Source organism: Alteromonas sp. AWQ4_252, from assembly GCF_056158205.1.
Genome location: NZ_JBSWSV010000001.1, coordinates 1,091,659 through 1,115,861, shown reverse-complemented (window position 1 = coordinate 1,115,861; position 24,203 = coordinate 1,091,659). Strand labels below are relative to the sequence as shown.

The 24,203-nt window shown below is 47.1% G+C and carries 23 protein-coding genes; 9 read left to right on the top strand and 14 right to left on the bottom strand.

All coding sequences use genetic code 11. The features are described from left to right. Positions 1-135 precede the first annotated feature (135 nt). Positions 136-2,958, top strand: coding sequence for an excinuclease ABC subunit UvrA (gene uvrA / locus ACXACM_RS04920; RefSeq protein WP_474820192.1), 2,823 nt, complete (start codon positions 136-138; stop codon positions 2,956-2,958). Positions 2,959-3,056: 98 nt separating this feature from the next. After that, on the top strand, positions 3,057-3,533 hold the full coding sequence (locus ACXACM_RS04915) for a DUF3299 domain-containing protein (protein WP_474820190.1): 477 nt from the start codon (positions 3,057-3,059) through the stop codon (positions 3,531-3,533). Positions 3,534-3,622: 89 nt separating this feature from the next. Here the strand turns inward: ACXACM_RS04915 and ACXACM_RS04910 are convergent, their stop codons facing one another. From ACXACM_RS04910 to ACXACM_RS04880, 7 genes are all read right to left on the bottom strand, one after another. Beyond that, positions 3,623-4,333: a 2OG-Fe(II) oxygenase gene (locus tag ACXACM_RS04910; protein ID WP_474820189.1), complete on the bottom strand. Its 711-nt coding sequence runs from the start codon at positions 4,331-4,333 to the stop codon at positions 3,623-3,625. Continuing rightward, positions 4,333-4,743, bottom strand: coding sequence for an acyl-CoA thioesterase (locus ACXACM_RS04905; protein WP_474820187.1), 411 nt, complete (start codon positions 4,741-4,743; stop codon positions 4,333-4,335). The genes ACXACM_RS04910 and ACXACM_RS04905 overlap by 1 nt, the downstream gene beginning before the upstream one ends. Before the next feature lie 108 nt (positions 4,744-4,851). Beyond that, positions 4,852-6,357, bottom strand: coding sequence for an ATP-binding cassette domain-containing protein (locus tag ACXACM_RS04900; RefSeq protein ID WP_474820186.1), 1,506 nt, complete (start codon positions 6,355-6,357; stop codon positions 4,852-4,854). Then, a complete protein-coding gene (locus ACXACM_RS04895; protein ID WP_474820185.1) occupies positions 6,354-7,964 on the bottom strand; it encodes an ATP-binding cassette domain-containing protein in 1,611 nt (536 codons plus the stop codon). The genes ACXACM_RS04900 and ACXACM_RS04895 overlap by 4 nt, the downstream gene beginning before the upstream one ends. A gap of 8 nt (positions 7,965-7,972) precedes the next feature. Further along, on the bottom strand, positions 7,973-8,086 hold the full coding sequence (cydX, locus tag ACXACM_RS04890; protein WP_474820184.1) for a cytochrome bd-I oxidase subunit CydX: 114 nt from the start codon (positions 8,084-8,086) through the stop codon (positions 7,973-7,975). A gap of 8 nt (positions 8,087-8,094) precedes the next feature. Beyond that, entirely contained in the window at positions 8,095-9,231 is a 1,137-nt protein-coding gene (gene cydB, locus ACXACM_RS04885) for a cytochrome d ubiquinol oxidase subunit II (RefSeq protein WP_474820183.1), read from the bottom strand. Then, complete coding sequence (locus ACXACM_RS04880; protein ID WP_474820181.1) at positions 9,228-10,802, bottom strand: cytochrome ubiquinol oxidase subunit I; 1,575 nt, start codon at positions 10,800-10,802, stop codon at positions 9,228-9,230. The genes cydB and ACXACM_RS04880 overlap by 4 nt, the downstream gene beginning before the upstream one ends. Before the next feature lie 208 nt (positions 10,803-11,010). On the opposite strand from ACXACM_RS04880, the gene ACXACM_RS04875 reads away from it, so the two are divergent. After that, positions 11,011-12,189 carry a JmjC domain-containing protein gene (locus ACXACM_RS04875; RefSeq protein WP_474820180.1) on the top strand — a complete coding sequence of 393 codons (1,179 nt, stop codon included), beginning with the start codon at positions 11,011-11,013 and terminating at the stop codon, positions 12,187-12,189. Positions 12,190-12,282: 93 nt separating this feature from the next. On the opposite strand, the gene ACXACM_RS04870 is transcribed toward ACXACM_RS04875, so the two are convergent. Further along, complete coding sequence (locus ACXACM_RS04870; RefSeq protein ID WP_474820179.1) at positions 12,283-13,053, bottom strand: sulfite exporter TauE/SafE family protein; 771 nt, start codon at positions 13,051-13,053, stop codon at positions 12,283-12,285. A gap of 76 nt (positions 13,054-13,129) precedes the next feature. On the opposite strand from ACXACM_RS04870, the gene ACXACM_RS04865 reads away from it, so the two are divergent. Genes ACXACM_RS04865 through ACXACM_RS04855 form a run of 3 tightly spaced genes read left to right on the top strand, consistent with a single transcriptional unit; the run spans position 13,130 to position 14,939 of the window. After that, entirely contained in the window at positions 13,130-13,777 is a 648-nt protein-coding gene (locus ACXACM_RS04865; protein ID WP_474820177.1) for an energy transducer TonB, read from the top strand. 24 nt (positions 13,778-13,801) lie between these two features. Next, complete coding sequence (locus ACXACM_RS04860) at positions 13,802-14,353, top strand: RNA polymerase sigma factor (protein ID WP_474820176.1); 552 nt, start codon at positions 13,802-13,804, stop codon at positions 14,351-14,353. Next, entirely contained in the window at positions 14,346-14,939 is a 594-nt protein-coding gene (locus tag ACXACM_RS04855; RefSeq protein ID WP_474820174.1) for a hypothetical protein, read from the top strand. Before ACXACM_RS04860 ends, ACXACM_RS04855 begins: the two co-directional genes overlap by 8 nt. Here ACXACM_RS04855 and ACXACM_RS04850 read toward each other — a convergent pair. Then, complete coding sequence (locus tag ACXACM_RS04850) at positions 14,936-17,287, bottom strand: glycosyltransferase 61 family protein (protein ID WP_474820173.1); 2,352 nt, start codon at positions 17,285-17,287, stop codon at positions 14,936-14,938. The two genes, ACXACM_RS04855 and ACXACM_RS04850, sit on opposite strands and share 4 nt — an antisense overlap. Positions 17,288-17,447: 160 nt before the next feature. On the opposite strand from ACXACM_RS04850, the gene ACXACM_RS04845 reads away from it, so the two are divergent. The 3 genes from ACXACM_RS04845 to ACXACM_RS04835 all read left to right on the top strand — a co-directional run bounded on the left by ACXACM_RS04845 (position 17,448) and on the right by ACXACM_RS04835 (position 20,482). Continuing rightward, positions 17,448-18,533, top strand: a complete 1,086-nt coding sequence (locus ACXACM_RS04845) for a Gfo/Idh/MocA family protein (protein WP_474820171.1) — start codon at positions 17,448-17,450, stop codon at positions 18,531-18,533. Positions 18,534-18,801: 268 nt separating this feature from the next. Then, complete coding sequence (locus ACXACM_RS04840) at positions 18,802-19,140, top strand: BON domain-containing protein (RefSeq protein WP_474820170.1); 339 nt, start codon at positions 18,802-18,804, stop codon at positions 19,138-19,140. A 550-nt stretch (positions 19,141-19,690) separates the two neighbouring features. Continuing rightward, a complete protein-coding gene (locus tag ACXACM_RS04835; RefSeq protein ID WP_474820169.1) occupies positions 19,691-20,482 on the top strand; it encodes a siderophore-interacting protein in 792 nt (263 codons plus the stop codon). 37 nt (positions 20,483-20,519) lie between these two features. Here ACXACM_RS04835 and ACXACM_RS04830 read toward each other — a convergent pair whose 3' ends face one another. From ACXACM_RS04830 to ACXACM_RS04810, 5 genes are all read right to left on the bottom strand, one after another. Next, positions 20,520-21,053, bottom strand: a complete 534-nt coding sequence (locus ACXACM_RS04830) for a CC0125/CC1285 family lipoprotein (protein WP_474820167.1) — start codon at positions 21,051-21,053, stop codon at positions 20,520-20,522. A 65-nt stretch (positions 21,054-21,118) separates the two neighbouring features. After that, on the bottom strand, positions 21,119-21,547 hold the full coding sequence (locus ACXACM_RS04825; protein ID WP_474820166.1) for an antitoxin Xre/MbcA/ParS toxin-binding domain-containing protein: 429 nt from the start codon (positions 21,545-21,547) through the stop codon (positions 21,119-21,121). A gap of 121 nt (positions 21,548-21,668) precedes the next feature. After that, the gene (locus tag ACXACM_RS04820) at positions 21,669-22,229 is read right to left on the bottom strand and encodes a CBS domain-containing protein (RefSeq protein WP_474820165.1); all 561 of its coding nucleotides are present in this window, start codon (positions 22,227-22,229) and stop codon (positions 21,669-21,671) included. Between the two features lie 51 nt (positions 22,230-22,280). Then, positions 22,281-22,580 (bottom strand): hypothetical protein, encoded by a 300-nt coding sequence (locus ACXACM_RS04815; protein WP_474820163.1) that lies wholly within the window; start codon positions 22,578-22,580, stop codon positions 22,281-22,283. 231 nt (positions 22,581-22,811) lie between these two features. Next, complete coding sequence (locus ACXACM_RS04810) at positions 22,812-24,185, bottom strand: DUF4397 domain-containing protein (protein ID WP_474820162.1); 1,374 nt, start codon at positions 24,183-24,185, stop codon at positions 22,812-22,814. Between the last annotated feature and the right edge of the window lie 18 nt (positions 24,186-24,203).

The window sequence follows — 24,203 nt, the reverse complement described above, 5'->3', positions numbered from 1 at the left end:
AGTGTAACACAGATAATTAATCAACCCAGTTCGCCTGTCCTTTGTTCTGATCTCAGTGTCCTATAACACGTAAGTAATGATTAATTTTAGCGCCTAATGTGGCATAATTTCTCTTTTGGCAATTCTCAGGTTTCAATGGATAAAATCGAAATACGGGGTGCCCGCACCCACAACCTTAAAAATGTCGATTTAACCCTTCCCAGAGACAAACTCGTGGTAATTACGGGCCTGTCGGGTTCCGGTAAATCGTCTCTCGCCTTCGATACCCTTTATGCAGAAGGTCAGCGACGTTATGTCGAATCACTGTCAGCATACGCCCGTCAGTTTCTGTCAATGATGGAAAAACCCGATGTGGATCACATCGAAGGTTTGTCACCGGCTATATCCATTGAGCAAAAGTCGACGTCACACAACCCGCGTTCCACTGTCGGTACCATTACAGAAATTTATGATTACCTTCGCTTAATGTTTGCCCGAGTCGGCACGCCGCGATGTCCAGAGCATGACGTCCCCCTCGATGCACAAACTGTCAGCCAGATGGTGGATAAAGTTTTGGGCATGCCGGAAGGCACAAAGCTAATGCTACTGGCACCGGTTATTCAGGAGCGAAAAGGTGAGCACGTGAAGACGTTGCAGAATCTTGCCGCACAAGGTTTTATTCGCGCACGGATTGATGGCGAAGTATGCGACTTATCCGACCCACCTGAATTGGATTTGCGCAAAAAGCACACCATTGAGGTGGTTGTCGACCGCTTTAAAGTGCGTGACGATCTTCAACTTCGATTAGCTGAGTCGTTTGAGACTGCGTTAGAGCTGGCCGGAGGTAACGCCAAAGTCGCTTACATGGATGAATCGGATGCAGAAGAAATCATGTTCTCTGCAAATTTTGCCTGTCCCCATTGTGGTTACAGCTTAAGTGAGTTGGAGCCGCGATTATTTTCGTTTAACAACCCTGCAGGGGCATGCCCAACCTGTGATGGATTGGGAACACGACAGTTTTTCGACCCGGCGCTGGTTGTAACAAACGACGAGCTTAGTTTATCTGGCGGCGCTATACGCGGATGGGATAAACGCAGTTACTATTATTTCCAAATGCTTCAGGCTGTTGCAGACGAATACAAGTTTAGCCTGACGGCTCCTTTTGCTGAATTATCAAAAGAAGCGAAAGATGTGGTGCTCTTCGGGTCCAAAGGGAAGTCATTGAAGTTTAAGTACATCAATGAACGGGGCGATGTCATGGAGCGCAAGCATCCCTTTGAGGGAATCATTCCTAACATGGAGCGGCGTTATCGGGAAACCGAGTCTAATGCCGTTCGCGAAGAGCTTGCTAAACACTTATCACAGCAGCCCTGTAATAGTTGTGGCGGCGCTCGTCTTCGGGAAGAAGCCCGTCATGTTTATATCGAAAATACAGATTTGCCCACCATTACTGAAATGTCAATTTCAGAGGCTCACGACTTTTTCGAAACACTCAATTTGCACGGTCAAAAGGCCCAGATTGCTGAGAAGATCCTCAAGGAGATTCTCGACCGACTCGGCTTTTTGGTTAATGTAGGGCTAAACTATCTATCCATGTCTCGTAGTGCCGATACGTTGTCTGGCGGTGAGGCACAGCGTATTCGTTTGGCTAGTCAAATTGGTGCGGGCCTGGTTGGTGTTATGTATGTGCTCGACGAGCCCTCTATTGGACTACACCAACGGGACAACGAACGCCTGTTGAAAACCCTCACACGTCTTCGCGACCTCGGTAATACCGTTTTAGTTGTAGAGCACGATGAAGACGCTATTCGTGAAGCGGACTTCGTGGTGGATATTGGTCCAGGCGCTGGTGTTCACGGCGGTGAAATTATCGCAGCCGGCTCACTGGATGACATTTTAAATAGTGAAGACTCACTTACCGGAAAATATTTATCTGGCAGGGAGAAAATTGACGTTCCCACCAGCCGCACTCCTCATCAGAAAGACAAGTGGCTCAAACTGGAAGGCGCAACAGGAAACAACCTCAAAAACGTCACTTTGAATATCCCAACTGGCTTGATGACCTGTGTTACCGGTGTGTCCGGTTCTGGAAAGTCCACTTTGGTGAATGATACGTTTTACCGCATCGCCCATCGAGAACTCAATAAAGCGACCACGTCAGAAGCCGCTCCTTATAAGGCAATGACAGGTCTGGAGCAGCTGGATAAAGTGGTGGATATTGATCAAAGCCCCATCGGCCGCACACCCCGCTCTAACCCGGCCACCTACGCAGGTATCTTCACCCCCATAAGAGAAATGTTTGCTGGAACCCAGGAAGCTCGTTCACGAGGCTACAAACCCGGACGATTTAGTTTCAATGTCAAAGGTGGGCGCTGTGAAGCTTGTCAGGGTGATGGTGTCATTAAAGTTGAAATGCACTTTCTGCCAGACGTATATGTCCCTTGTGATGTGTGTAAGGGCAAACGCTACAATCGTGAAACCCTTGAGGTTCAATACAAAGGAAAGAACATCCACGAGGTTCTCGAGATGACCGTGGAAGACGCGAGGGGCTTTTTCGATGCCATCCCGTCTATTGCCCGTAAACTGCAAACTTTAATGGATGTAGGTCTGGGTTATATTCGCTTAGGACAGGCTGCCACTACCCTTTCTGGTGGTGAAGCTCAGCGGGTAAAACTTGCTAAAGAACTGTCGAAGCGGGATACCGGACAAACCCTGTACATTCTCGACGAGCCAACCACAGGTTTGCATTTTCATGATATCAAACAGCTTCTGGTGGTATTGCATCGCTTGCGGGATCACGGAAACACCGTAGTGGTTATCGAACACAATTTGGATGTAATCAAAACCGCTGACTGGATTGTAGACTTAGGCCCTGAAGGTGGCTCAGGCGGAGGGCAAATCATTGCTGAAGGTACGCCTGAAGATGTGGCTAATGCCAAGCAATCACACACAGGTCGTTTCCTTAAGCCCATGCTGTAATTTATCGACTAGCAAAGGGGTGAGTTCGCCGAACTGCCCCTTTTGCCTGGTTGGTTTGTGCAATAATACCGCGTTAAAAACAAAACGGTTTACATAATATGCGTTACATCAAAACCTTTGTACTTGCTGCAGCCCTGTTTTTTATTGCTGCCGCGAGCTGGGCTAAAACACCCAAAGAAGTCTTTTGGGAAGATCTGGTTCCACCAGGTTTCAACGAACTTGCCCCACCACCTGTAAGCAGCCACAACAGTACCATGGCTCAGTTACAACCCAATGCGCCGGTGGTCGATGCATTAGACGGTGAGTTTGTGAAGATCCCTGGCTTTGTCGTGCCATTGGAAGGGACTGATGAACTGACCACGGAATTTTTACTCGTGCCTTTTTTCGGCGCATGCATACACGTGCCCCCACCGGCTTCGAATCAGATAGTCTACGTAACCTTTGAAGAAGGCGTGGCCATTGAAGATTTATACGATGCAATTTGGGTAACCGGCACCTTATCCACAAAGGGTTGGGTAGGCGATATTGCCTCTGTGGGATACCGCATGAAAGGTGTATCAGTGGAGAAATACTAGTTAATATGTTGACAAAGAAGATTGAAATTTATTCTTTGAAGTCACAACAACACTATTAAAACCCTCCACCGATAGTAAGCGCTAACAAACTAAGATTGTGTGTAAATTCGATCCGCCGGGTTAAACAGCAGCCACGATGTAAGGATATATTTGTCGTTGCTCTTGGGGATCTGGCCACGATGTGTATGGGTAAAGCCAGCGGGAGCAATCACCATTCTCCCGGCTTTTGGCGTTATACTGCGCTGTTGATAATAAAAATCCGTTTCCCCGCCCTCTTCCACATCGTTTAAATAAAACATAAACAACAGCACACGGTGGAGTGCGTCGTTATGTGGTAATTGGGGATAAACTTCGGAGTGCCAATACGGATAGCCGCCCTCGTTCGCCAAATAACGCTGGGTGTTTATATCACCAATGCGAAATAGATAATTGACCAAATTCGCCAGATTAGGGCGTCCAACTTCTTCATAGTTGTCCCCAGTGAGTTTAACGGGTTCCCCAATAGAAGGATGACGCACCGTTAATCCAATAGGCCCAACAAGAGAATAGAAATAGTTGTCGATGTATCGAAGCAGGGCATTACCGGCGCGGGTCATGACGTCTTGTATGAAAGGTTTAAATACAGGGTCTTGGGTGAAAGACACATCCATACTGCGTTTCTTATCTTCATCTACGCCTCCACCGGTTTGGCCTTGCTGCAAATTGCTGCAGCTTTCAAAGGCAGTGATAATATTTTTGCATAATTCTACTGGCAGTACGTCATCTACTACCGTGATGAAATCGGTTTGAGCTGGATGCATCAGGCTTCTCTTAGGTGTGCTAGCATTTTTTGCCGAATATCATCGGGAATTGTTTCGGCTTTTTGGTTTTCATAATTGAAATGTACCATGGTTGTTACACCGGTTGCACAATGCTCACCATTTTGCCAGATTTCCTGATAGACATCGAATGAACTGCCTCCGAGGCGACCTACCCAGGTTTTTATTGTGACAGGTTTACCGTAATAAATTTGAGCGAGAAAATCGACTTTGTAACTGGCTAAAATCAAAGGCCATGCAGAAAGGTTTAATTCCGGTGAGAATAGTTTAAACAAAGGGTCTCTTGCAGCCTCAAACCAGCCAACGTGAACCGTGTTTCCAACGTGTCCTAATCCATCAGTTTCGTAAAAGCGAACATCAAACTGAACCTCAAACGGTTGTGATGTAGCCATGGCTGTCTCCTTAACAGGTTTATTGTCATCATTATTTGGCTCATTACTATTAGCGCCCATTTCCATGAAAGAATCAAACTGTGTTGAGGATCAGCACAATAGTGCTGTTTACAAATTAATACACTGAGGATGTTGCGATGCTATCGCGTCCGGCACAAGGTGGGTAGCAATCACCACCAAACCATGCTCACTTTGCGCGATTAGTGCGCTGGCAATGGCTTCCTGATTATGCTCATCAAGCCCCTCAAAGGGCTCGTCTACCAACCACACTCTCGGCGCAGCGATAAACGCCCGCGCCAGCGATAATCGCTTAGCTTCTCCCCCGGACAGTCTTCTTCCCCCTTTCCCAAGCCATTCTTTTAAATTATTTAAATAATCTAGTCCAAAGGCGTGTAATGCATGGTTGCATTCCGAAGCGCTAGGGGACGCATCAGCAGGACACAAATTCATCATCACTGTGGCTTCCAGAATGACAGGTGTTTGCTCAACATAAACCCAGCCGTCCCGCCGCCCTGCTTTTACCTTTTCGCTGTCAAAGCGCATGCTTCCTTTAGCAGGTGTCAGCCCGGCGAGGGCTTTAAGCAATGATGATTTTCCACAGCCTGACGCACCTGACACAATCACCAAGCCCTGTGTGGGTAGGGTTGCAGTTACACTATCCTTCAGCGTACAAGCCTGAAAGTTATCCAGGGTGATTTGATTAACCGCTTGGCTTTCAACGCGCTGTGGCAATGAAACCGCGTCGGAGTTGTCTACGGCGACTTTAGCCTGATGAAATTTGCCGTAGTGCGCGGCTGTACTGATTGGCCGGCCCAGCCAATCACTGATACTCAGTAAAAGCATTGGCACTATTAACGCCGTTGGTTCTCCAAAACCTTGCACGGATTGCTTTGCAAACAATACGAAAATACCGCCTATTGCCAGGCCTTGTAGCAACCATAGCGCCCATTGACCGGCCGACTCAATTACCTGATTGTGTCGCCACACACCACGAAGATCAGGAGCTTGTTGAAAGGCACCGTTATTTTCTTGTAACTGAAGATGCCACAAACTACTACTATCGAAAAAGTGTTCCGATTCAAACCGAAAACGACTCTCCAGTAAGGTTTGCTCAGCGGCTTTTTTAAAGCCAAAGTGAATAAGCCAAATTGTAAGCAACAGCCAGACTCCGGCAATCAGCCACATTTGGGTATATCCAGGAAGAGCAAGGTAGCTACAAATAGACACAGACAACAAGATGAGTACCACGCCGCTCGCCTGATGGGCAACCCAGCCCACCCAAACAGACGATAAAGTCTCGGTTTGTGCAGCCAGACGTTCTACGTCTCCAGACTTATCAGGAAGATGCTGATCTTTTAGCCGATGAAATAAAGTGCTTCTCAGCCATGTTGTTCGCCCCAGTAAGTCGTGGTGTGCCAACCACATATGTCCATATCCGGCACCAATTCGAATCAATGCTAATGCGCGGATTATCACCGCTGGCAACATGTAATTGAAGTTAACTGGCATCAATGCACAAGCAGCAATAAACCAACTGGAAAATATAAGAATAAGTAGTCCTGAACTAGTGTGGACCACGGCGAGAAACAAGCTGACAATAGGTATTCTTTTCATGAACTGACCTCGCCATTTACCACATTCCATTGCTGGGAGAACCATTGGTCTGGCAACGATTTGTGTGAAGCCCATATCACTGTGTTGCCAGCGCATTTTTGCCTGATAAGCTCACTTAGTGATTCATGTTGCTCAACAGGCAAATGAGCAGTTGGCTCGTCTAATAGCCAGACTGACGGACTTCTGAGTAACATGCGGGCGAGTGCCAAACGCTGTGCCTGCCCACCGGACAGTGGAGGGTATTCGCCCATCGTGGTATCCATCTGCGCTGGCAATGCGTTTACCCATTCGGTCAAGCCAACATCTTCCAACACGTTGAGTAATTCATCGTTGTTAAATGCCATCCCTAAAGACAGATTTTCTTTCACGCTGCCTGGCAATATCACAGGGGTTTGTGTAAGTAACGCATAGTCGGCAAGGGGTGTCATGAGGCCTGTTCGCTGCCCGCTCAAGTATTCCATCAAGACCGTTTTGCCTGCACCGGATGCGCCATTTAGCCTTACCCAGTCTCCCTTTTTAAGGGTTAACCCTTTTGTGAATAGATGGGGCGCTTGCGTTAGTTCGCCCTGGATATGCAAAGTTGTAAAGTCTCCCACGTCCTTGCATCCAGGTTGTTTATCGCACATCAATAAGTCGCCAAGCGCTTCTTTGGCGGCTTCAGCCTGCGCTTTTTGATGGTAGAACTGCCCCAATTTTTTCAATTCAGCTAATAACAATGGCGCAGTTAACAACAACCATAGGCCTTGATGCAAATTTATAGCTTCACCAAGGTTAAATTCACCCAACAACGTAAAGCCGATATAGACCGCAATGAGGGCGACCGCCAGGGTTGAGAAGAAATCGAGCACTGTGGTAGATAAAAAGGCCACGGACACCACTTTCATGGTTCTTTCTTTAAGTCTTTCTCCAGCATCATCTAGCAGGTCTGCCTGACGATCATGAGCATTAAACTGTGACAACAAGGGCAATGCGCGCAAGCGATCAACAAACAGCGTCCCAAGGCGTTCCAAAGCAACAAAGTGTTTGCGATGCAGCACCGCCGCGCCTTTGCCTACAAGGATCATAAAAACGGGCACTACCGGCAGCGTCAGTAATAAGCTGGCACCGACGACCAGATTGACAGTGAAGATAGCAATTAACGCAAAAAACGGAACAATTACTGCCACCATTTGCTGTACGCGGTAGTCGAAGTGCCAGTTGACGACAGCAGGAATGTGCAATTGCCACAATGTTTGCCAGTAGAACGAAGAATGTTGACGAACCAGTGCGTGTTGCTGGCGAGCGAAGGTCGACAGTAATCGGTTTTGTAGTTGGGAGAGCAGCTGTAAACGCCATTTATGATTTAAAAACTGACTCAGCCCCTGGCTAAGCCACATTGCCAACAGCGCCGAGAAAACGAGCCTCCACATGGGCTCTGTTCCCGGTTTGGTATTGACTATCCAATCGGTAACAATGGCAGCAAAGCCCCAATAGCCTGCCAGCAGGGTGAGGTCTCTGAAAACATGTAGGAAAACAAGTACCACCAGAGCACCGCGGGGGGCGATATCTCCGGTGGCAACCGTGCGCTGAAACCAGCGCGACAACGTCAGGGGTTTGGGTTGATTCAAATTGCCTCTTATTCTTCGCTGTCAGGACGATCCAAATTCTCGGTCGATTCAAGCCACATGGCATTGATAATACCGAAAGAACACGCCAACAGCACACCCAAAATCCAAGTAAAGTACCACATATTGCCTCCTAGTAAATGGCGTGTGATTTGTCTAAATCAGATTGTTTTACCCGACCGCGCATAACATAGAATGCATAGGCGGTGTAAGCCAGCACAATGGGAACGAAGATACAGGCAACAACAAACATTACCTTAAGTGTAAATTCGCTGGATGTGGCATCCCACATTGTCAGGCTGTTTCCAGGAACTGTGCTGCTTGGCATTAAGAATGGGAACATGGAGAAGCCTGCCGTTAAAATGACTCCGGCTATCATGACCGAGCTTGAAACAAAAGCCCATCCTGCACGACCTAGTTTTGAGAAGAACGCACATGCAAGCCCACCTGCGATGCCAAGTATTGGTGCAGCAATCATCCATGGATACAAATCATAGTTATTCATCCACGCGCCACTTTCTGTAGCTACCGTTTTGGCTGTGGGGTTTGATACTGCCATGGTGTCAACAGCAGACGTGATCACGTAGCCATCGATGCCAAAGGCTACCCAAATGCCCGCCAGGATAAACAACAGCACCGTTGCCAGCGACAACACAATAGATGTAGCACGGGCGCGCACCTCAATAAAACCATCGGTTTTCATCTGCAGAAAAGTAGCGCCATGGTTAAGTAACAAGGCTACAGATACCAAACCTGTTAGTATTGCAAAAGGGTTGAGCAAACCAAAGAACGAGCCTGTGTACGTTGATTTCAGCGTACTATCGAACTCGTAAGGCACACCGAGTAACAGATTGCCAAAGGCCACGCCGAAAATCAGTGATGGAACAAATCCTCCGGCAAACAATGCCCAGTCCCATCCTTTGCGCCATTTGTCACTGGGCAATTTGCTGCGATAGTCAAACCCAATAGGACGCATCCACAATGCTGCAAGTGTGAGAAACAAGGCAATGTAAAAGCCCGAGAACGCGGTGGCGTAAATCATTGGCCAAGCGGCAAAAATCGCACCACCGGCGGTAATAAACCACACCTGATTCCCATCCCAGTGAGGACCAATGGTGTTTATCATTACCCGGCGTTCTTCATCTGTTCTGCCGATAATTGTGAGCAGCGAGCCCACGCCGAGATCGAATCCATCTGTTATGGCAAACCCGATGAGTAGTACACCCACCAGCACCCACCAGATGACGCGGAGTACTTCGTAGTCAATCATGCGTTTGCTCCTTTTGTATTAAGGCCAATAACACTGTCTTCTGCTTCGCGTTCCTGAGGCGGTACGGGGCCTTTAGTGGCAAATTTTTTCATCAGGTAAAAGCCTATGATAAACATGACGGTATAGAACAGGGTGTAACCCACCATGGTAAAGATCACATCGGACACCGAGAGGTTTGATACCGATACATGCACGGGCAGCACCTCGGCAATCGACCATGGCTGACGACCAAACTCGGCCACAAACCAGCCTGCTTCACACGCAATCCACGGCAAAGGCAAACTAAACAGTGATGCTTTTAACAGCCAGCGAGGTTGGGTGATTTTGTGTTTTGTGCTGTACCAAAACGCTGCAGCAAATAAAGCCAACATAAGGAAACCAGCAAGCACCATAATGCGGAATGAATAGAACAAGGGCGCAACCGGAGGAATACTGTAATCTACGGCTTTATCCAATGCAGTTTCCGATGGCTGGGTAACATCTTCAGTATAAGGTTGCAGCAGCATGGCATAGCCTAAGTTACCCTTGTTTTCTTCAAACAATCTAACCTGTTCGAGGGTAGCAGTGCCGTCGCGTACCGCATCCATATTTTCGTAAGCGAGAATACCGGAGAGTATACGCTCGCGGTTGTGCTCTTTAAGGTCTTTAATACCAGTCACTTCTTCATCGAAACTACGGGTAGCAATAAGGCCCATTGCCCAGGGAATTTGCAGCGCATAATCCGTGCGCTCTTCTTCGTCGTTGGGTACACCAAAAATTGTAAATGCCGCCGGTGCCGGATGGGTTTCATATTCAGCTTCAACCGCAGCTAGTTTTACTTTCTGTACATCGCCCAGCTCATAACCACTTTCGTCACCCAGAATGATGACGGAAATGACCGACGCTAAGCCGAAACTCGCAGCGATGGCAAATGAACGACGGGCAAAAGCTACGTGACGATGTTTCAGTAGGTAGTAGCTTGAAATGGCCAGAACAAACATGGCACCTGTGGTATAACCTGCAGATACGGTGTGCACAAACTTCACCTGTGCTACAGGGTTAAAGATAACATCGGCAAAACTGGTCATTTCCATACGCATGGATTCAATATTGAATTCAGCACCAACAGGGTATTGCATCCAGCCATTGGCGATGAGGATCCACAATGCTGAGAAATTTGACCCAATAGCTACCAGCCAGGTGGCCATAAGGTGTTTTACTTTTGACATTCTGTCCCAGCCAAAGAAAAACAGCCCCACAAAAGTAGACTCAAGAAAGAATGCCATCAAACCTTCAATAGCTAGGGGTGCACCAAAAATGTCGCCCACATAGTGGGAGTAATAGGACCAGTTCATGCCAAACTGGAATTCCATGGTGAGGCCTGTTGCAACACCAATAGCAAAGTTAATTCCGAACAACTTACCCCAGAACTTAGTCATCTCTTTGTAGATTTCTTTGCCTGTCATCACGTAAACAGATTCCATGATGGCAAGCATAAAACTCAGACCAAGAGTAAGTGGAACGAAGATAAAGTGGTACATGGCAGTCAATGCGAACTGCCATCGCGATAGCTCGACCAGTGTATCGCTCATAGCGGTTATCTCCAGATTATTGTTAAAACGAATTTTTTAGCGTAAGAACAGAGCCTACATCCCAAAATATAGCGCTAGACTACACTTGGTAAGTTTTGGTCACATTGATCTGGCACAACATTTCATGTAGGTGAGAAAGAGAAACAAAGTCACTGCCATGCTTTCATCATGGTATGATGTGTTTATATGAATATTGAGGGAATCTTTTATGCTTTCTGATGCTAAGGACATCATCCAACAAGTGCTTTCTCCACTTCCTTACGACGCCTTCTTCGACGATTTTGTAGGCCGTAAACCAGCGCTTGTGAACGCCCCAAACTCACATCGCAGTGCCCTCGGTGGTCAGTCAGTCAAACAATTGTTGCTAAGCGATTACGAACGCTATGCCCCCACGTTAACCTGCCATGCCCACGCGCCTAAAGTGCCACCGCCGCAGGCCAGAGCGGTGAGCGATGCAGACGCGTTCCACGCACTTATCCAGGAGTATTTTGCACTAGGCTATACAGTAAGGATCCCCGATGTAGTTGCTCTGAGTGAACCCCTTAGTCTATTCACCCGGGCGTTAGAAAAAGTGTTGCAAACGCCGGTGAACGTAGTGACATTTTGGAGTGCACCTGGCGCCTCTGCGCCGGTACACCACGACGAAGTGGACGTGATCGTTATTCAATTAGAAGGCACCAAACGCTGGTTTATTTCTGATACGCCTACAACCTTTCCCAACCGTTGGAAAGAAGCCGGTGAGCTGCCGCCTGCAATGCCCAAATACAAAACTGTTGATGTAAAGCCCGGCGATTTTCTTTATATACCCCGTGGTACAGCCCATACCGTAGAATCCACATCTGAATCCATTCACTTGTCTATCGGTTTTGTGCCTCTCACTGCCAGAGACATACTTAATGCTGCTTTGGACCACTTATCTGACCAAAAGCTTGCCTTGCGCAAAGATTTTGGCCCCCGGGCAGATGGTCTTGCCACTGCAGGAAGCAGAGACTCAGTTACGACGGATGTATGTGAGCAACTACAGGCGCTGATTAGTGCTTGTAAAGACAAGGCCTTCGTCGACCTTGCCTTACAACGACGTCGAGCGAAGATGATTCTGGACCTGCCCAAACTTTCCGTGCCCCAGCCTGTCCCTACTGTGACTTTAAAGAGCAAAGTAAAGCACAACCCAATGGCCATATCTGAATGTATAAGCACAGATAAGATTGTAGATTTCACTCAACCCGGCGAACAGATACTGGTTCACCTCGGTGCCAAAGAGGGCATGGAATTCATCCGAAACAATCGCGAATTCCGAGTTTCCGACATACCTGGCAGTATTGATGACCAGGTTAGAGTTGCCCTGGCACAACGTCTGGTTAACAGTGGTTTTTTGCTAGTTGAGTAAGCCAGCCTCGATGCACCTGATATCATTGTATCCCTGAGTTTCGACACTAAACTGATGCTAATTCGAAAGGCCAGAAAAGGCTTCAAATTAGCGTCAGGCGATCAAGCTTTGAATGGCCTGCCATAACAATCTGATTGCAAGAATTGTTACAACGAACTTAAAGATCATGCTGAAGCGTTCGTTTGATACTCGCTTCAACAACTTCAAACCGACGTATGTGCCACAGAAGCCACTGGCCACCATCATGGCGACTAACGGTAGCCACTGAAAAAAAGCGAAACCAACAAAACTAAACACGACAGCTTTGAGTAAATGCTGAAACGTCATGCAGGTTGCAAAAGTGCTGGTCAGCCCCATTTTTTCAGTGCTATGGCGATGAATAAACCCAGCTACCAACGGTCCGGTGGCTCCCACGAACATGGTTGCCAGGGTGGTTAAAATACCTGCGACGAGACGACCGGTATTTGATATATCACGCGCTTTAGGCTTTTTCCCCCACACCAAAAATAAGATAAAACCTGCTACAGAAAATTGAATAACAACAAGAGGCAGCTGTACGACAATGAACGAAGCTGCAAAAGCACCGAGTCCGGCCCCCACACAAAACCACCTTACCATAACCCAGTCAATATGACGTCGGGTTAGCCAGGCCCGGTTGCCGTTGGCACCGAGCTGCACAAGACCGTGAACCGGAATTAGTACCGAGACGGGCATAAGGGTAGCCATTGTTGCCAGCAATAGAACGCCGCCTCCAACTCCCATTGACGCCGTAATGAGGGCCGTAAACGCAGACAGTAAAACAAGCCCAAGAGCCACCGATACAGATAAGACGCCATCAGCAGTTAACCAACTTGCGAATTCCAATTAATCTTCCTTTTTAAAAAATGTTTAACCCGTTTTAGATTTCTGCATCGTTACTTTAAAAAACGGGAGAACAATTATGCACATTCAACAAACTATCACACCTGCGTATATAGTACCGACGCTGCGTCTGTTTTTCATTGTCCTGGCAGGCTCTATTGTCACCCTGGCCCTGTTTGTTCTTATGGCAAAACTCATAGAGCAGGACGATGTATCGGTTGTTCCCGTGGTAACACCCACAATTGGTCCTGTTGTGTATGAAGCTCAAGAAGAAGATACACGTATAAAGACCCCGGTAAAACCAAGGCAGGAAACACCACCGCCACCTTCGATTCCAAAGGCAGTAAATCCAGAACCTCAGGAAACACCCAATGTAGAGTGGCAAGCCCCTAGCGTAGGGAGCCCCAGCCTTCAAATCAATAGTGCGTTAGGCTCAGGTATGCGTGACCAATCTGCAAGACCGGTAGTTCAGGTGGAACCTACCTACCCGCCAGAGGCTGCCCGTGACGGAACAGAGGGATGGGTCAAGTTATCATTCACCATTGACGAAACCGGTAATGTCATGGATATTGAGATCATTGAAGCTCAACCCAAAAGGGTATTTAACAGGGCCGCCCGTCAGGCACTCAGGCGCTGGAAGTATCAGCCAAAAGTTGTTGACGGCAAACCTCAGACCCAGCCCGGTATGCAAGTATTACTATCTTTTAATCTGAATAGTCAGGGCTAATCGATAAGCACTAAGGAGATGTAAATGAGCGCAGTATTTGCTATCCGTGAGTGGCTTAATTTCCCCGTAAGTAGTGAAGCGCTAATGCTGCGCTATGCAGAAGACGGTGATGAGCGAGTACTGGCGCTACTGTACGACCGTGTGGCGAGCGACCTTTACCATTTCTTGTTAGTCCTGACAGACAAAGACACTGCCATGGACATCGCGCAGAAAACATGGCTTAAAGTTATCGAAAAGCGTCACTTATATCGTCAGTCTGGTCGTTTTGAGGCATGGTTATTTACTCTTGCCAGGAATGCGCTTATCGACGATGTTCGCTACAATCAGCGCTTTGTGGCTGACGCATCAGTAGACAATATTGCCTATCGCAATACAGTGTCACCACTCCAGGATGCCCTGCCCCAGGCTTTATCGACTCTGCCATTTGATCAGCGGGAAGCCTTCTGTCTCCATCAGGAAGGCTTCGGCATTCAGGAAATCGCGATGATGTGTAACGAGAACACTGAGACTATTAAAAGCCGAATTCGGTATGCCAAACAGAAACTTCAAAAACTTTTGGAGAGACATCATGACTGATCGGCCTGACACTCCCGAACAATACTACCAGCAGCATAAAAAAAACACCCACCTTCCGGTGTCCGCGAAGAAAAAGCTCATGCTGCAGGCCCGGCGCGCTCGTCGTGGTTCAAAACCTGTGTCAATGTCACAGTGGGTTGTAGCTGCAGGTAGTGGTTTCGCTTTTTTGGTGCTGGTAGGTATGTGGCAATGGACACTGCTTTCATCACAACCCAGCAATATGACAGCCCGATTTGTAAATGTTGAAATGCACGGCTTTGAAGACAAGGCCAACCCATTGTTGGCTGAGACTTTTAATGTAAAACAAACCCGCTATTATCAGGATTACGCACGGCGAACTCTGACTACACAAGCCCGTTATCAACAACAAGCTACGGTAATTGAGGCGGTGGACAAAGGAGCATTAGTGTTGCTCACCTGCTCTGACACTATTATTAAAGTGTCGGAACAACTACTTTATTCACTGGCACGTGAGAACATGGAAAACCAGACATTCAGCGCAGGCCAACTGGTTTTACTCAGTACCAGCGAACAAGGGTATATTCTTGCAATTCAACCACAAATGACACCGCGCCAATGTGGCTAGTCTTGTCCTCTCCATCCATCACCTGGCGATAGCAACTTATCCTGCTGATAACGCGCAACTGCGCGTTCATAGGCTGCCAGAATTTTTTCCGTCACGACACGCTTAGACAGGGAATGTTTGTAGTGGTGGTAGTATGTGGCGATGTCAGTCATTGTCTGGCGCATAAAATCAGCATGATTGAAATCGTGTATTCCCAACCGCTCACTCATGTATGCTGGTAGCGTCTGAGCATTTAGAAATGAGAGCGCACTGCCATGTGCTGCCGAATTGTGACCTCTTACCACAAATAGAGACGGTAACTCGTGCACATCAGAAAAGAAAGCCACATCATCACAGCGTGCCTTTAGTAAAGGCGCAAACATCCTTTCAGTATTTTTCCTGCGCTGAAACACAGTGATAGCTCCAGGAATATGCCCCATCAGCTCAAGTATATGCAATGCCGCACCTTCAGCAAATACAATGTGCTCGGCGCTTTTGTAATAACGCAACTGCGTAATAATGTCGTGATCTTGCGGTCGAAACACGGTAAATCCATGCTGTTGCATGAGCGACGCGACAACACTCTCTGCGGCATATGCACCTCGAAGTAAGAAGCCATCCCGGGTTACATACAGTTTTCGGGGTAGTGTCGCATCGGCAATGACACTATTAGCCTGTTCCCGACCACATAAGAAGGCCCGGTAAGAAGGTGATATTTCTTGCCTGTCCCGAAACAGGCTCGCCTGGGGCGCTACCCATATCTCGTCAACGCACAGCGGTTCTTTAGGTAACTCAACGTACTTCGACTCTACACCTAGGTAAGCCAAAACTTCATAAAATCGCGCCGGCAGAACGAATTGGCGCTTTCTGAAGCTACGATTGAGTCGTTGAGGCTGAAAAATGACCTTTACAGGGCCGTGTTGTTGCACAATATCCTGATAGCAAGCCAGGCGGTGAACCGATTCCGCCAAAAAATGTCCGAAATTAGTGAACACCGGGCCGCCATAAAAGAAACTACCGCGTTTACGCTTTTTCACAGGCTTATGCTCAGCAAGGGCTGTCGTATCCGTAACATTTTGCGGCGCACCCTGCGTATTCGCAACCGGTGGAAAACGGAACTGGCAGGCATAATCTGGCAGCGCGTGTTGCCCACGTAGCCCACCCTTGACACACGCAGGGGATGAGCCTTCTCCCTGGGGAATTACCTCAACATGAGGCACACACGCCAACTTATCCGAGGTATCTGGCGGTAACCTTGTCGATAGGCGCTTACTGGCTCGCCATTTTCTGTCAATGTTCACCGCCATTGAGAGAAAGCGCTGCGCCACACTAGCAAGCTTTAACAATGGCCGAGAAGGAAACAAGGCTTTGTCTTCCTCTGTTTTTGCGGCGTTATTCACGACTGTCGCCAGCGCGAGATACAACAGCAACTTTTCCTTGCGCAAACGCGCGATCAACGACTCGTTTACGGTGGCGTGATCTGCCTGTAGTCGCATCGGTAATCGTTTAATTCGCCCGGAGGTTTCATTCACATGACGCCATTGCTTTTCGTCCAGTAGCGAGGTGAAATCAGCTTGTTTTTCGGCAAGTTCAGCGTTGTATTCATCAAGCGTGACATCGTTGATAAGTCGATAACCATGGTCATTTTCACTAACCGATTGCAGGTAGCTATCCAACTCACGCTGAATATTGGCAATGGGAAATCGGTTTAGCCAACGTTTGAGTTCTAACGCTTCAAAGGTATAAGACTTATTCACCGCCTGATTGTTAACACTCAGTTTGCCCGATAAGCCCAGTACGCTTAGCACATCACTGATTACACTTGGCCCCTGACCAGGCATTTTGTAAGCAAAGCTGTGGAATTTCCCTTCCGAGACTTGCTCCTTAAGTGCTAACAGCCGCCTCCAGAGCCCAACGTTTAAGGAACTTTCCCCGTTGAACTTTTTGGTATTGCTATGGCGCTTCACTGATTGGTTATAAATAGATAACTGATATTCAATAGGGTTGCGTACAAAGCAGATAATTTCAGCGCTTGGCACTGCTTGAGGAAGGGTATCGGCGATACGAAAAAAAGACTCAGAACTGAACAACAATATGTGTTTATCAGTGGCTTCAGCAAAATTATCCAGTACATGCTGAAGCTTTTCAGCACTGAGAACAAGGCGCCCTTCACGATCTTCTTCACAAATAGTTCGCGCATTACCAGAACTGATGCCATTTTCGTCAACGCGATGATGAGGATAAACCACCCCATGTTCGGCCAACTTTTCTCTGTGAAGATGGAGAAAATGCTGTATTGCCGAACTCCCGGTTTTTGGCGGGCCAATGTGAAAAATAATGCGTTTATTCAATACCACTGCTCTATCCATTCTGAACCGCAGTATGTTACCACATCAACCTGACGGGTCGACTACTTCCCTGCTAAGACGACTGTTTTCATAAAGCTAGTTTTTTCAGCCTGAGGCTCTTGATAACGAAATGAAACCCAATTAGTCTGTTTTTTAAACTCCAAGGAAAGAAGGGTAACGGATGAACACACTAAAACGCAGAGACTTCATAAAACTAAGCAGTACGGGAATATTATTAACAAACTCGCCGTCTTTACTCGCCTCCCCCCCTAAAAGAAAAGTAGGCGTAGCCCTCCTTGGCCTGGGTAATTACAGCACAAAGTTACTGGCACCAGCACTACAACACACCCGTCATTGTGAACTGCGCGGTATTATTACCGGGAGTCCGGAAAAAATCCCCCACTGGCAGAAAAACTTTGGCATTAAAGACGGGAATGTCTACACATACGATACTATGGATGCCGTTGCTAATAACGACGATATAGACGTTATTTATGTCGTGACACCCACTGGTACCCACAAAACATTTTCGGTACAAGCCGCCAATACAGGTAAACATGTGTGGTGTGAAAAACCCATGGCTATGGATGAAGCAGAATGCCAGGCCATCATCGATGCATGTGAAAAAAACCGGGTGAAATTGTCAGTGGGCTATCGTATGCAACATGAGCCAAACACCCGCGCATTTGCCGACTACCATCTGCGTATGCCTTTTGGCGCTTTTGATACTATCGAGAGTTTTGCAGGCTATGCGGGCAGAGGCCGTGATGCCAGTAATTGGCGAATGCAAAAACACATGGGTGGCGGCGCTTTGTATGATATGGGTGTATATGCTGTAAACGGAGCCCGTTTTATCACCGGTAAATCGCCCGTTGCTGTTACCGGTCAATTTGAAAAAACTCACCCTGATGTATTTAAAGAAGTGGACGAAACCACTCTGTTTACTATGGATTTTGGAAGTGGGCTTATCGCAGATTGTGGCACAAGTGTCGTTAGAGGCTTCAATCATCTCAAAGTCAACTGTGACAATGGTTGGTATCAACTGAAACCTATGCAGAGTTATTCCGGCGTTACCGGCACAACCAGTGATGGTCTGACACTACCGCCTATTTCCGGTATGCAACAGACACTGCAGATGGATAACGACGCCCTTGCCATTTTAGGTACCGGCCCGTCTTTGGTTTCTGGTGAAGAGGGCCTTGCGGATATACGTATCATCAACGCCATTTTTAAAGCGGCTGAAACAGGGACCCAGGTCTCTTTATAACCCACCCACTCAAATTGCTGGTCATTTCAAAAAGGGGCCAGCACTCTTTTTAATGTGTATGAAAAAAAAGACAACGCCTGAGTAAATTCTACCCACCGGTTGTACTTTCTCTTCCAAAGCAAAGTTTCACACCCTCAACAAAATCAAAAAATCCTTCACATTATCAACAATTTAAACTAAATACTCGCACATTCTTCAAACTTGGTACACATATCGCTTTACTTACATCAAGTTTTTAACGCGAACGCACACTAACAGGAGACATAGAATGAAGGTTGGTAAAGCAATTATCAGCGTACTATGTTCGGCAATGTTACTGCAGCCTGTATATGCTCAATTATCAGACGCTGATGCATCTATTGATAGAAAAGCGGAAGCTGCTCTGTTATTTAGCGGAAAGCTGGATACTCGTAGCATCCATGCTCATGTTTCAAACGGGCACGTGCAGTTAGATGGTCTGGTTGATTCTTACTCTGACCGCTTGCTCGCAGAGGATATTGTTGCTCGGTTAGATGGTGTGCGCTCCATTAACAATCAGCTTTCTGTCAGAAATAATTTTGACGACAAATTTCCATTATTGTCGGTGCAGTCTACACTTAGATTCTGACAGTACACATTTTGACCAACCGAGTGATTTGTGGAGAGCACTCAACAGGTCAAGAACGAACACTGATGACGTCTGTGACGTTGATGTGAACTGTCGATTTGGCAGTTAATCTCCCCTCCAGGCCACCTTGGCCTACTTTATACCTCTGATTTTCTCCCGCCTTATGGCGGGAGCTTTTTTTCAGCTGCATTTAATTGAGTGTCGACCCTTCACGACATTCTTATAACGTTCAAAGCAATGTCCAGGCAGAGAACGAGTTCGTTAAGTTGGTTACAAAAGGTATGAATTAAGAAACCCTGATATAAAGCTGGATGTCGAATATCTTAATAAACCTGTCTAATATTCAAACTACGGAGTCTTTGAGTGATGTCTTTGCCTCTGTTTCCATGTGTATTCCTAAATGTCTTTACCGGAGCCTGGTGCTCCGGTTTTTTTTATTCGTTTTTCACGGTTCAATACTCCTCTGTTATCCTATTTACTTCACTTTAATTGATAATTATTCTCATTTATAATTTGCCATAGTCATTTATCAAGAGGAAATAATTCCCATATGGAACAGAAGTCGCGAAAGAAACCCGCTTGCTTTACCGTTGTTAGCAATGAAGAAGTAACACCTAACATGCGCAGAGTTACGCTTACTGGCGAAGCATTGTCCCATTACCCGGAGATTGACAGTTCCGCTTATGTGAAACTGTTTTTTGATTTTGCGGGTAACCCGCTTTCGGCTCCTCCCGAGTCAATGGAGGAGGCACAACTTCGAACCTACACGATTCGTAAACTAGACCGTCAGAGGCAAACCATTGCTTTAGATATGGCACTACATGGCGAAGGACAAGAAAGTGGACCTGCATCACACTGGGCGAGACAAGCACTAAAAGGGGAAAAAATTATTGCTGGAGGCCCTGGCAGCTCCAAAGGATTAGCTGAACAATATGACTGGGTATTATTTGTCGGGGACATGACATCCCTGCCCGCTATATCTGTCTATTTAGAAAAACTCCCTGCCGATACTCAGGGCTATGCCGTTATTCAAATCACCAGTGATGAAGATCGTCAAATACTTGTGAAACCAGAAGGGGTTAAAATACAATGGGTTATTGACGGTACCCAAACCCTTGCCGACGCTGTAAATGAACTAAGCTGGCTAGCCGACACGCCTGCAATTTGGGCCGCCTGTGAATTTTCGTCTATGCGAGCATTGCGTTCACTATTTGTAAAGGACAAGGGAATTGCTCATGAACAAATCTATATCAGTAGTTATTGGCGACAAGGGCGGTCAGAAGACCAGCACAAAGTGGATAAGCGAAAAGATGCTGAAGCGTTTGCCAATGATCAGCAATAAATGACACTATTGCACCCAGTACAATAGGGCCGAAATGCTATTCAGTGGTCGTTGAATCTGTTTTAGGTAACAGGTTAGTTTTTACCTGATTTGCATCGAATATGTCCGGGTCATCGGACGCTTCACCTTTGCCTAAAACAATACTGATGATACTTTCAATTTCTTTGCGGTCAGTGCCCCCAATAAAGATACCCGTGTCAAAACCTGTCATTGGGTACAACACTTTACGACAACGATTACCGCTACACTCTGTGACTCTGGTGTAGCGTTGACGAAAACCAACATTAGGCTCCCAGCCCACGTTTTCTTTGTCTATCGTAGTTTGTCTGTTTGTTACTTTAAACCAGCTGTATCCGTTCTCAAGTGTAACTTCAGCAGCACGCAACATGACATAGTCCATCGCTTTCATCTTGTCTGTCCCAAAGGCCTTAAAATGCACCCGATATTGAGTTTCACTCAGTTTAGATTCCTGATAGCCAAACCCGCCATTTTCTGCCTGGCGATAGACCGGACGATTGGCACAGGCACTTAAAACTGTTATCGCAACCAGTAGACTAAAAACCCTTAACATACTACTCCCCCTACCGGGTAAACCTTATCTAAAATGTGCAAATTTTACTCAATGCAGAATTCATTTTACCGCGCATACCGCCGCACCTTTAAATCGTGAGTAGCGCGCATACCCTTCTTCAAATCCATCAAAGGCATTGGCTCTCCCTCCTGCATATCTTCGAGATAATCGGTAAGGTAGATTATACCCGCCATACTCTGGACAACTTGAACAGGCGTAGTATTGAGATGTGGGTTGTGACGATTTAACCACTCATAAATCGCCCTACTGTCGCCATCTGACAACGCATAAAGGAGGTGATACAAACGAATAAAAGCCAGTTGCAACTCGGTCTCTTTTGACCCTTCAGCAAAACCGATATAAAGACTTTGCTGCAGTCCTTCTTCGCTGATACTGAGAAGCTTTGCTGCTTGAGTCGTGCTAACCCCGAGGCCATCGCAGGCGATAATGAACGCCCTCATGATGACTGCGGGAGATGTGCCTATTGGTTGCATAATCGCTCCTTATGTTCAGCTGGACTCGTTGGGTTTAAGATTGCTATGCGAAATACGCGCCAAATGCATTGTCAGATAGATAGATGGGATATCCCTGGCTCGTTTGCCAGGGATAGATCAGTTACGCCGCGATGATTGTAGACAACGCAGCAAAGGAAGGTTGAGCTTGAATATCAAGAGGCAGTCGCAAATCTCGAGCAATGTCACTCACACTGATGATGCCTCGTATTACATGAGCACTCCTGTCTATCACTAAACAGTGTTGTTGCCCATTGTCTTTCAGAGTTTCTACAATGTCACCCACGGTTGATCTTTGAATTTGAGAGTAATCGAACGACTGCAAACTCGCTTTTGGCTGCATAAAATCTGCCGCAGTGAGTTCATCTCTCGCTTGACCTTCAGCCACTTTCTGCACAATCCGTTGTTCTGATAGATCACTCAATGTGACTATTCCAGCAAACTGCTCATGCTTATCAAGTACGATTTTCATTTTCACGTGAGACTGTTTCATCAACTGCTCGAGCTCTATGGCCTTCGCGTTATAGTCTATGACCATGGGTTCGTGAATAGTAAAATCAGTAAAAATAGCTTCAGCAGGCGATTTTAAATTCAATCTTGCTGGGTTTTCCGGCCATGCGAGCTGGTCGATAGTTTCCGTTTTAAACAGGGGTAATGAATGCATAATACTTTCCTCAAATAGACATAGGGGCGCGCGTGCGCCGTAATTAGTGAACTAAGAGAGAAAAGAACCTGGAGGCGCCCTTATTGTATTCGCGCCGGAGCATTGTACGTTTTGAGGATCTGTATGAAATGAATAAGCGTTACAATTGAAAACGTTGGCAACGACACAGTGACTAATTGCACTGTCACCACTGTCTTTTTCGTCATCAACCTCATCTGCCAGATCAGCAATAGCAGTCGCTTCAACGGCGTCAATGCCAATCAGGGTTTTAGTCTGAGACGCAGCGTGTTCACTGTTGGCCCCAAAGGGCAACAGTAGCAACAGCCACAATCCTAACAAACCAAATCTCATGAAAAGAGCTCCGCGTTGAGCGCTAAGTAGTGCGCTATAGAATAAGAATACGCCTGAATTCGATTAAAAGAAGGCTGCTTTGTCGCAAATATTGACGACTCATCGACAAACCGCCATAGATGCAAATTACACAAAGACGCCTCTTAGCATCCAAAGAGGCGTAAAACTACAAAAGAGTGAATCGGCTCTATATTCAATGAGCTATTTAGAGCCTGACTCTTGCGCCTGCGCTTAATTATTGAAATCGTCCAATAGAATAAGCTGAGGGAGATCACCCGCCATTGTGCCATCAGCGGCAATAGCCGTGTAAATCATGTTAGCTTCGAGATTGAGCACACCCGTTTCGATCACCGCCTCTTTAGACCCTGCTGCAGTTACAGACACAACGTAACTCCCGGCGTCTAAACTCACATAGCCAGTTTCAGCGAGGGCGTCAGTACTATAAGGTATTGCGGAAAAAGTAGGCATTACATCTGTGATGTTACCGTCACCTGTGACGTAAATATCCACGTCTCCGGCGGCAGGTGATGCGTGCACAATGCGAACCTGTGCTGCGGTAGCAACACGACGTGGCATATCCATAAGCAGGTCAAGCTCTGGTGCCGCTAGTAAGTTGTTGGCTATAGCGGTGTACGACTGACCAACTTCAAGAGTAACCTGGGCATCATCAATGGCCACAATACTCTTGTCGGCATCTGCCACTACGTCCACCAGATAAGTGTCGGGCGCAACAGATACATAGTCGGTTGTATTGGGGAAAGCCAGACCATCCACAAGCACCATATCGTTGTTAACAATTACGTCAACAGCGGGGGCATCACTGATCCCATGAACGACCCGCAAATCAGCAGGTGCTTCCGCATCCCACAGTAGGGCAGATGAAGTCCCGTCGGCTACCAGCAGTGTTACTGGTGCGTCACCTGTACCCGTGTTATTGGTGGCAGCAATGACTAAATCAGCGCCATCGGCAAGATTCACGGTGCCAGAGTCATAAACGACGTCCATTGAGCCGGCTGGTGTAATTCTGATTTGATAGTCACCTGCGGGTACCTGTAATAGATCAGTGAAATCGGTAAAAGATGCCGTTACTGTGGGTTGTTCAGTGCTCAGCGCTGTTTCTGGTGCAGTCACATAAATATCCACTGTGGGTGCACTTGAAGCAGCGTGTACGATCTGAACCTGTGCGTTTCCCGAGGCGACCTCGGTTTCGGAGCTTGTCACGGTTAGTAAATCTAACGAATCATCTGCGACCGAACCTACGGCGAAGATATCGTAGTTCATATCCATGTCCACGGTGAGATCTGCCGAAAGCACTTCCGCGGTAGTGTCACCTGGCAACTGAGCCTCAACTGCTACATCGTAGGTTCCCGTTTCCACATCGAAGCGGGCTGATGCAATTTGATAATCGACGCCCTCAAGATCATTTAAGATCGAGCCGTTGGCGGTAATATTAACTTTAGGCGCATCCGATGCAGCGTGAAAGATACGAATGTGACCTGTGGTCATTTCCACTGGCTCATCGACAGAATTGTCGTCGTCATCGGAACATCCGACCAACGCCACTGCGCTGAGAGATAAAGCAAATAAAGCGTGTAGTTTGTGCATGACTGATTCCTTGAGTTT

Excerpts from the sequence above, each read along its gene's own strand:
- uvrA (WP_474820192.1), top strand. The coding sequence starts at position 136 with ATGGATAAAATCGAAATACGGGGTGCCCGCACCCACAACCTTAAAAAT.
- ACXACM_RS04915 (WP_474820190.1), top strand. The coding sequence starts at position 3,057 with ATGCGTTACATCAAAACCTTTGTACTTGCTGCAGCCCTGTTTTTTATT.
- ACXACM_RS04910 (WP_474820189.1), bottom strand. The coding sequence starts at position 4,333 with ATGCATCCAGCTCAAACCGATTTCATCACGGTAGTAGATGACGTACTG.
- ACXACM_RS04905 (WP_474820187.1), bottom strand. The coding sequence starts at position 4,743 with ATGGCTACATCACAACCGTTTGAGGTTCAGTTTGATGTTCGCTTTTAC.
- ACXACM_RS04900 (WP_474820186.1), bottom strand. The coding sequence starts at position 6,357 with ATGAAAAGAATACCTATTGTCAGCTTGTTTCTCGCCGTGGTCCACACT.
- cydX (WP_474820184.1), bottom strand. The coding sequence starts at position 8,086 with ATGTGGTACTTTACTTGGATTTTGGGTGTGCTGTTGGCGTGTTCTTTC.
- cydB (WP_474820183.1), bottom strand. The coding sequence starts at position 9,231 with ATGATTGACTACGAAGTACTCCGCGTCATCTGGTGGGTGCTGGTGGGT.
- ACXACM_RS04880 (WP_474820181.1), bottom strand. The coding sequence starts at position 10,802 with ATGAGCGATACACTGGTCGAGCTATCGCGATGGCAGTTCGCATTGACT.
- ACXACM_RS04875 (WP_474820180.1), top strand. The coding sequence starts at position 11,011 with ATGCTTTCTGATGCTAAGGACATCATCCAACAAGTGCTTTCTCCACTT.
- ACXACM_RS04865 (WP_474820177.1), top strand. The coding sequence starts at position 13,130 with ATGCACATTCAACAAACTATCACACCTGCGTATATAGTACCGACGCTG.
- ACXACM_RS04860 (WP_474820176.1), top strand. The coding sequence starts at position 13,802 with ATGAGCGCAGTATTTGCTATCCGTGAGTGGCTTAATTTCCCCGTAAGT.
- ACXACM_RS04855 (WP_474820174.1), top strand. The coding sequence starts at position 14,346 with ATGACTGATCGGCCTGACACTCCCGAACAATACTACCAGCAGCATAAA.
- ACXACM_RS04850 (WP_474820173.1), bottom strand. The coding sequence starts at position 17,287 with ATGGATAGAGCAGTGGTATTGAATAAACGCATTATTTTTCACATTGGC.
- ACXACM_RS04845 (WP_474820171.1), top strand. The coding sequence starts at position 17,448 with ATGAACACACTAAAACGCAGAGACTTCATAAAACTAAGCAGTACGGGA.
- ACXACM_RS04840 (WP_474820170.1), top strand. The coding sequence starts at position 18,802 with ATGAAGGTTGGTAAAGCAATTATCAGCGTACTATGTTCGGCAATGTTA.
- ACXACM_RS04835 (WP_474820169.1), top strand. The coding sequence starts at position 19,691 with ATGGAACAGAAGTCGCGAAAGAAACCCGCTTGCTTTACCGTTGTTAGC.
- ACXACM_RS04830 (WP_474820167.1), bottom strand. The coding sequence starts at position 21,053 with ATGTTAAGGGTTTTTAGTCTACTGGTTGCGATAACAGTTTTAAGTGCC.
- ACXACM_RS04825 (WP_474820166.1), bottom strand. The coding sequence starts at position 21,547 with ATGCAACCAATAGGCACATCTCCCGCAGTCATCATGAGGGCGTTCATT.
- ACXACM_RS04820 (WP_474820165.1), bottom strand. The coding sequence starts at position 22,229 with ATGCATTCATTACCCCTGTTTAAAACGGAAACTATCGACCAGCTCGCA.
- ACXACM_RS04815 (WP_474820163.1), bottom strand. The coding sequence starts at position 22,580 with ATGAGATTTGGTTTGTTAGGATTGTGGCTGTTGCTACTGTTGCCCTTT.
- ACXACM_RS04810 (WP_474820162.1), bottom strand. The coding sequence starts at position 24,185 with ATGCACAAACTACACGCTTTATTTGCTTTATCTCTCAGCGCAGTGGCG.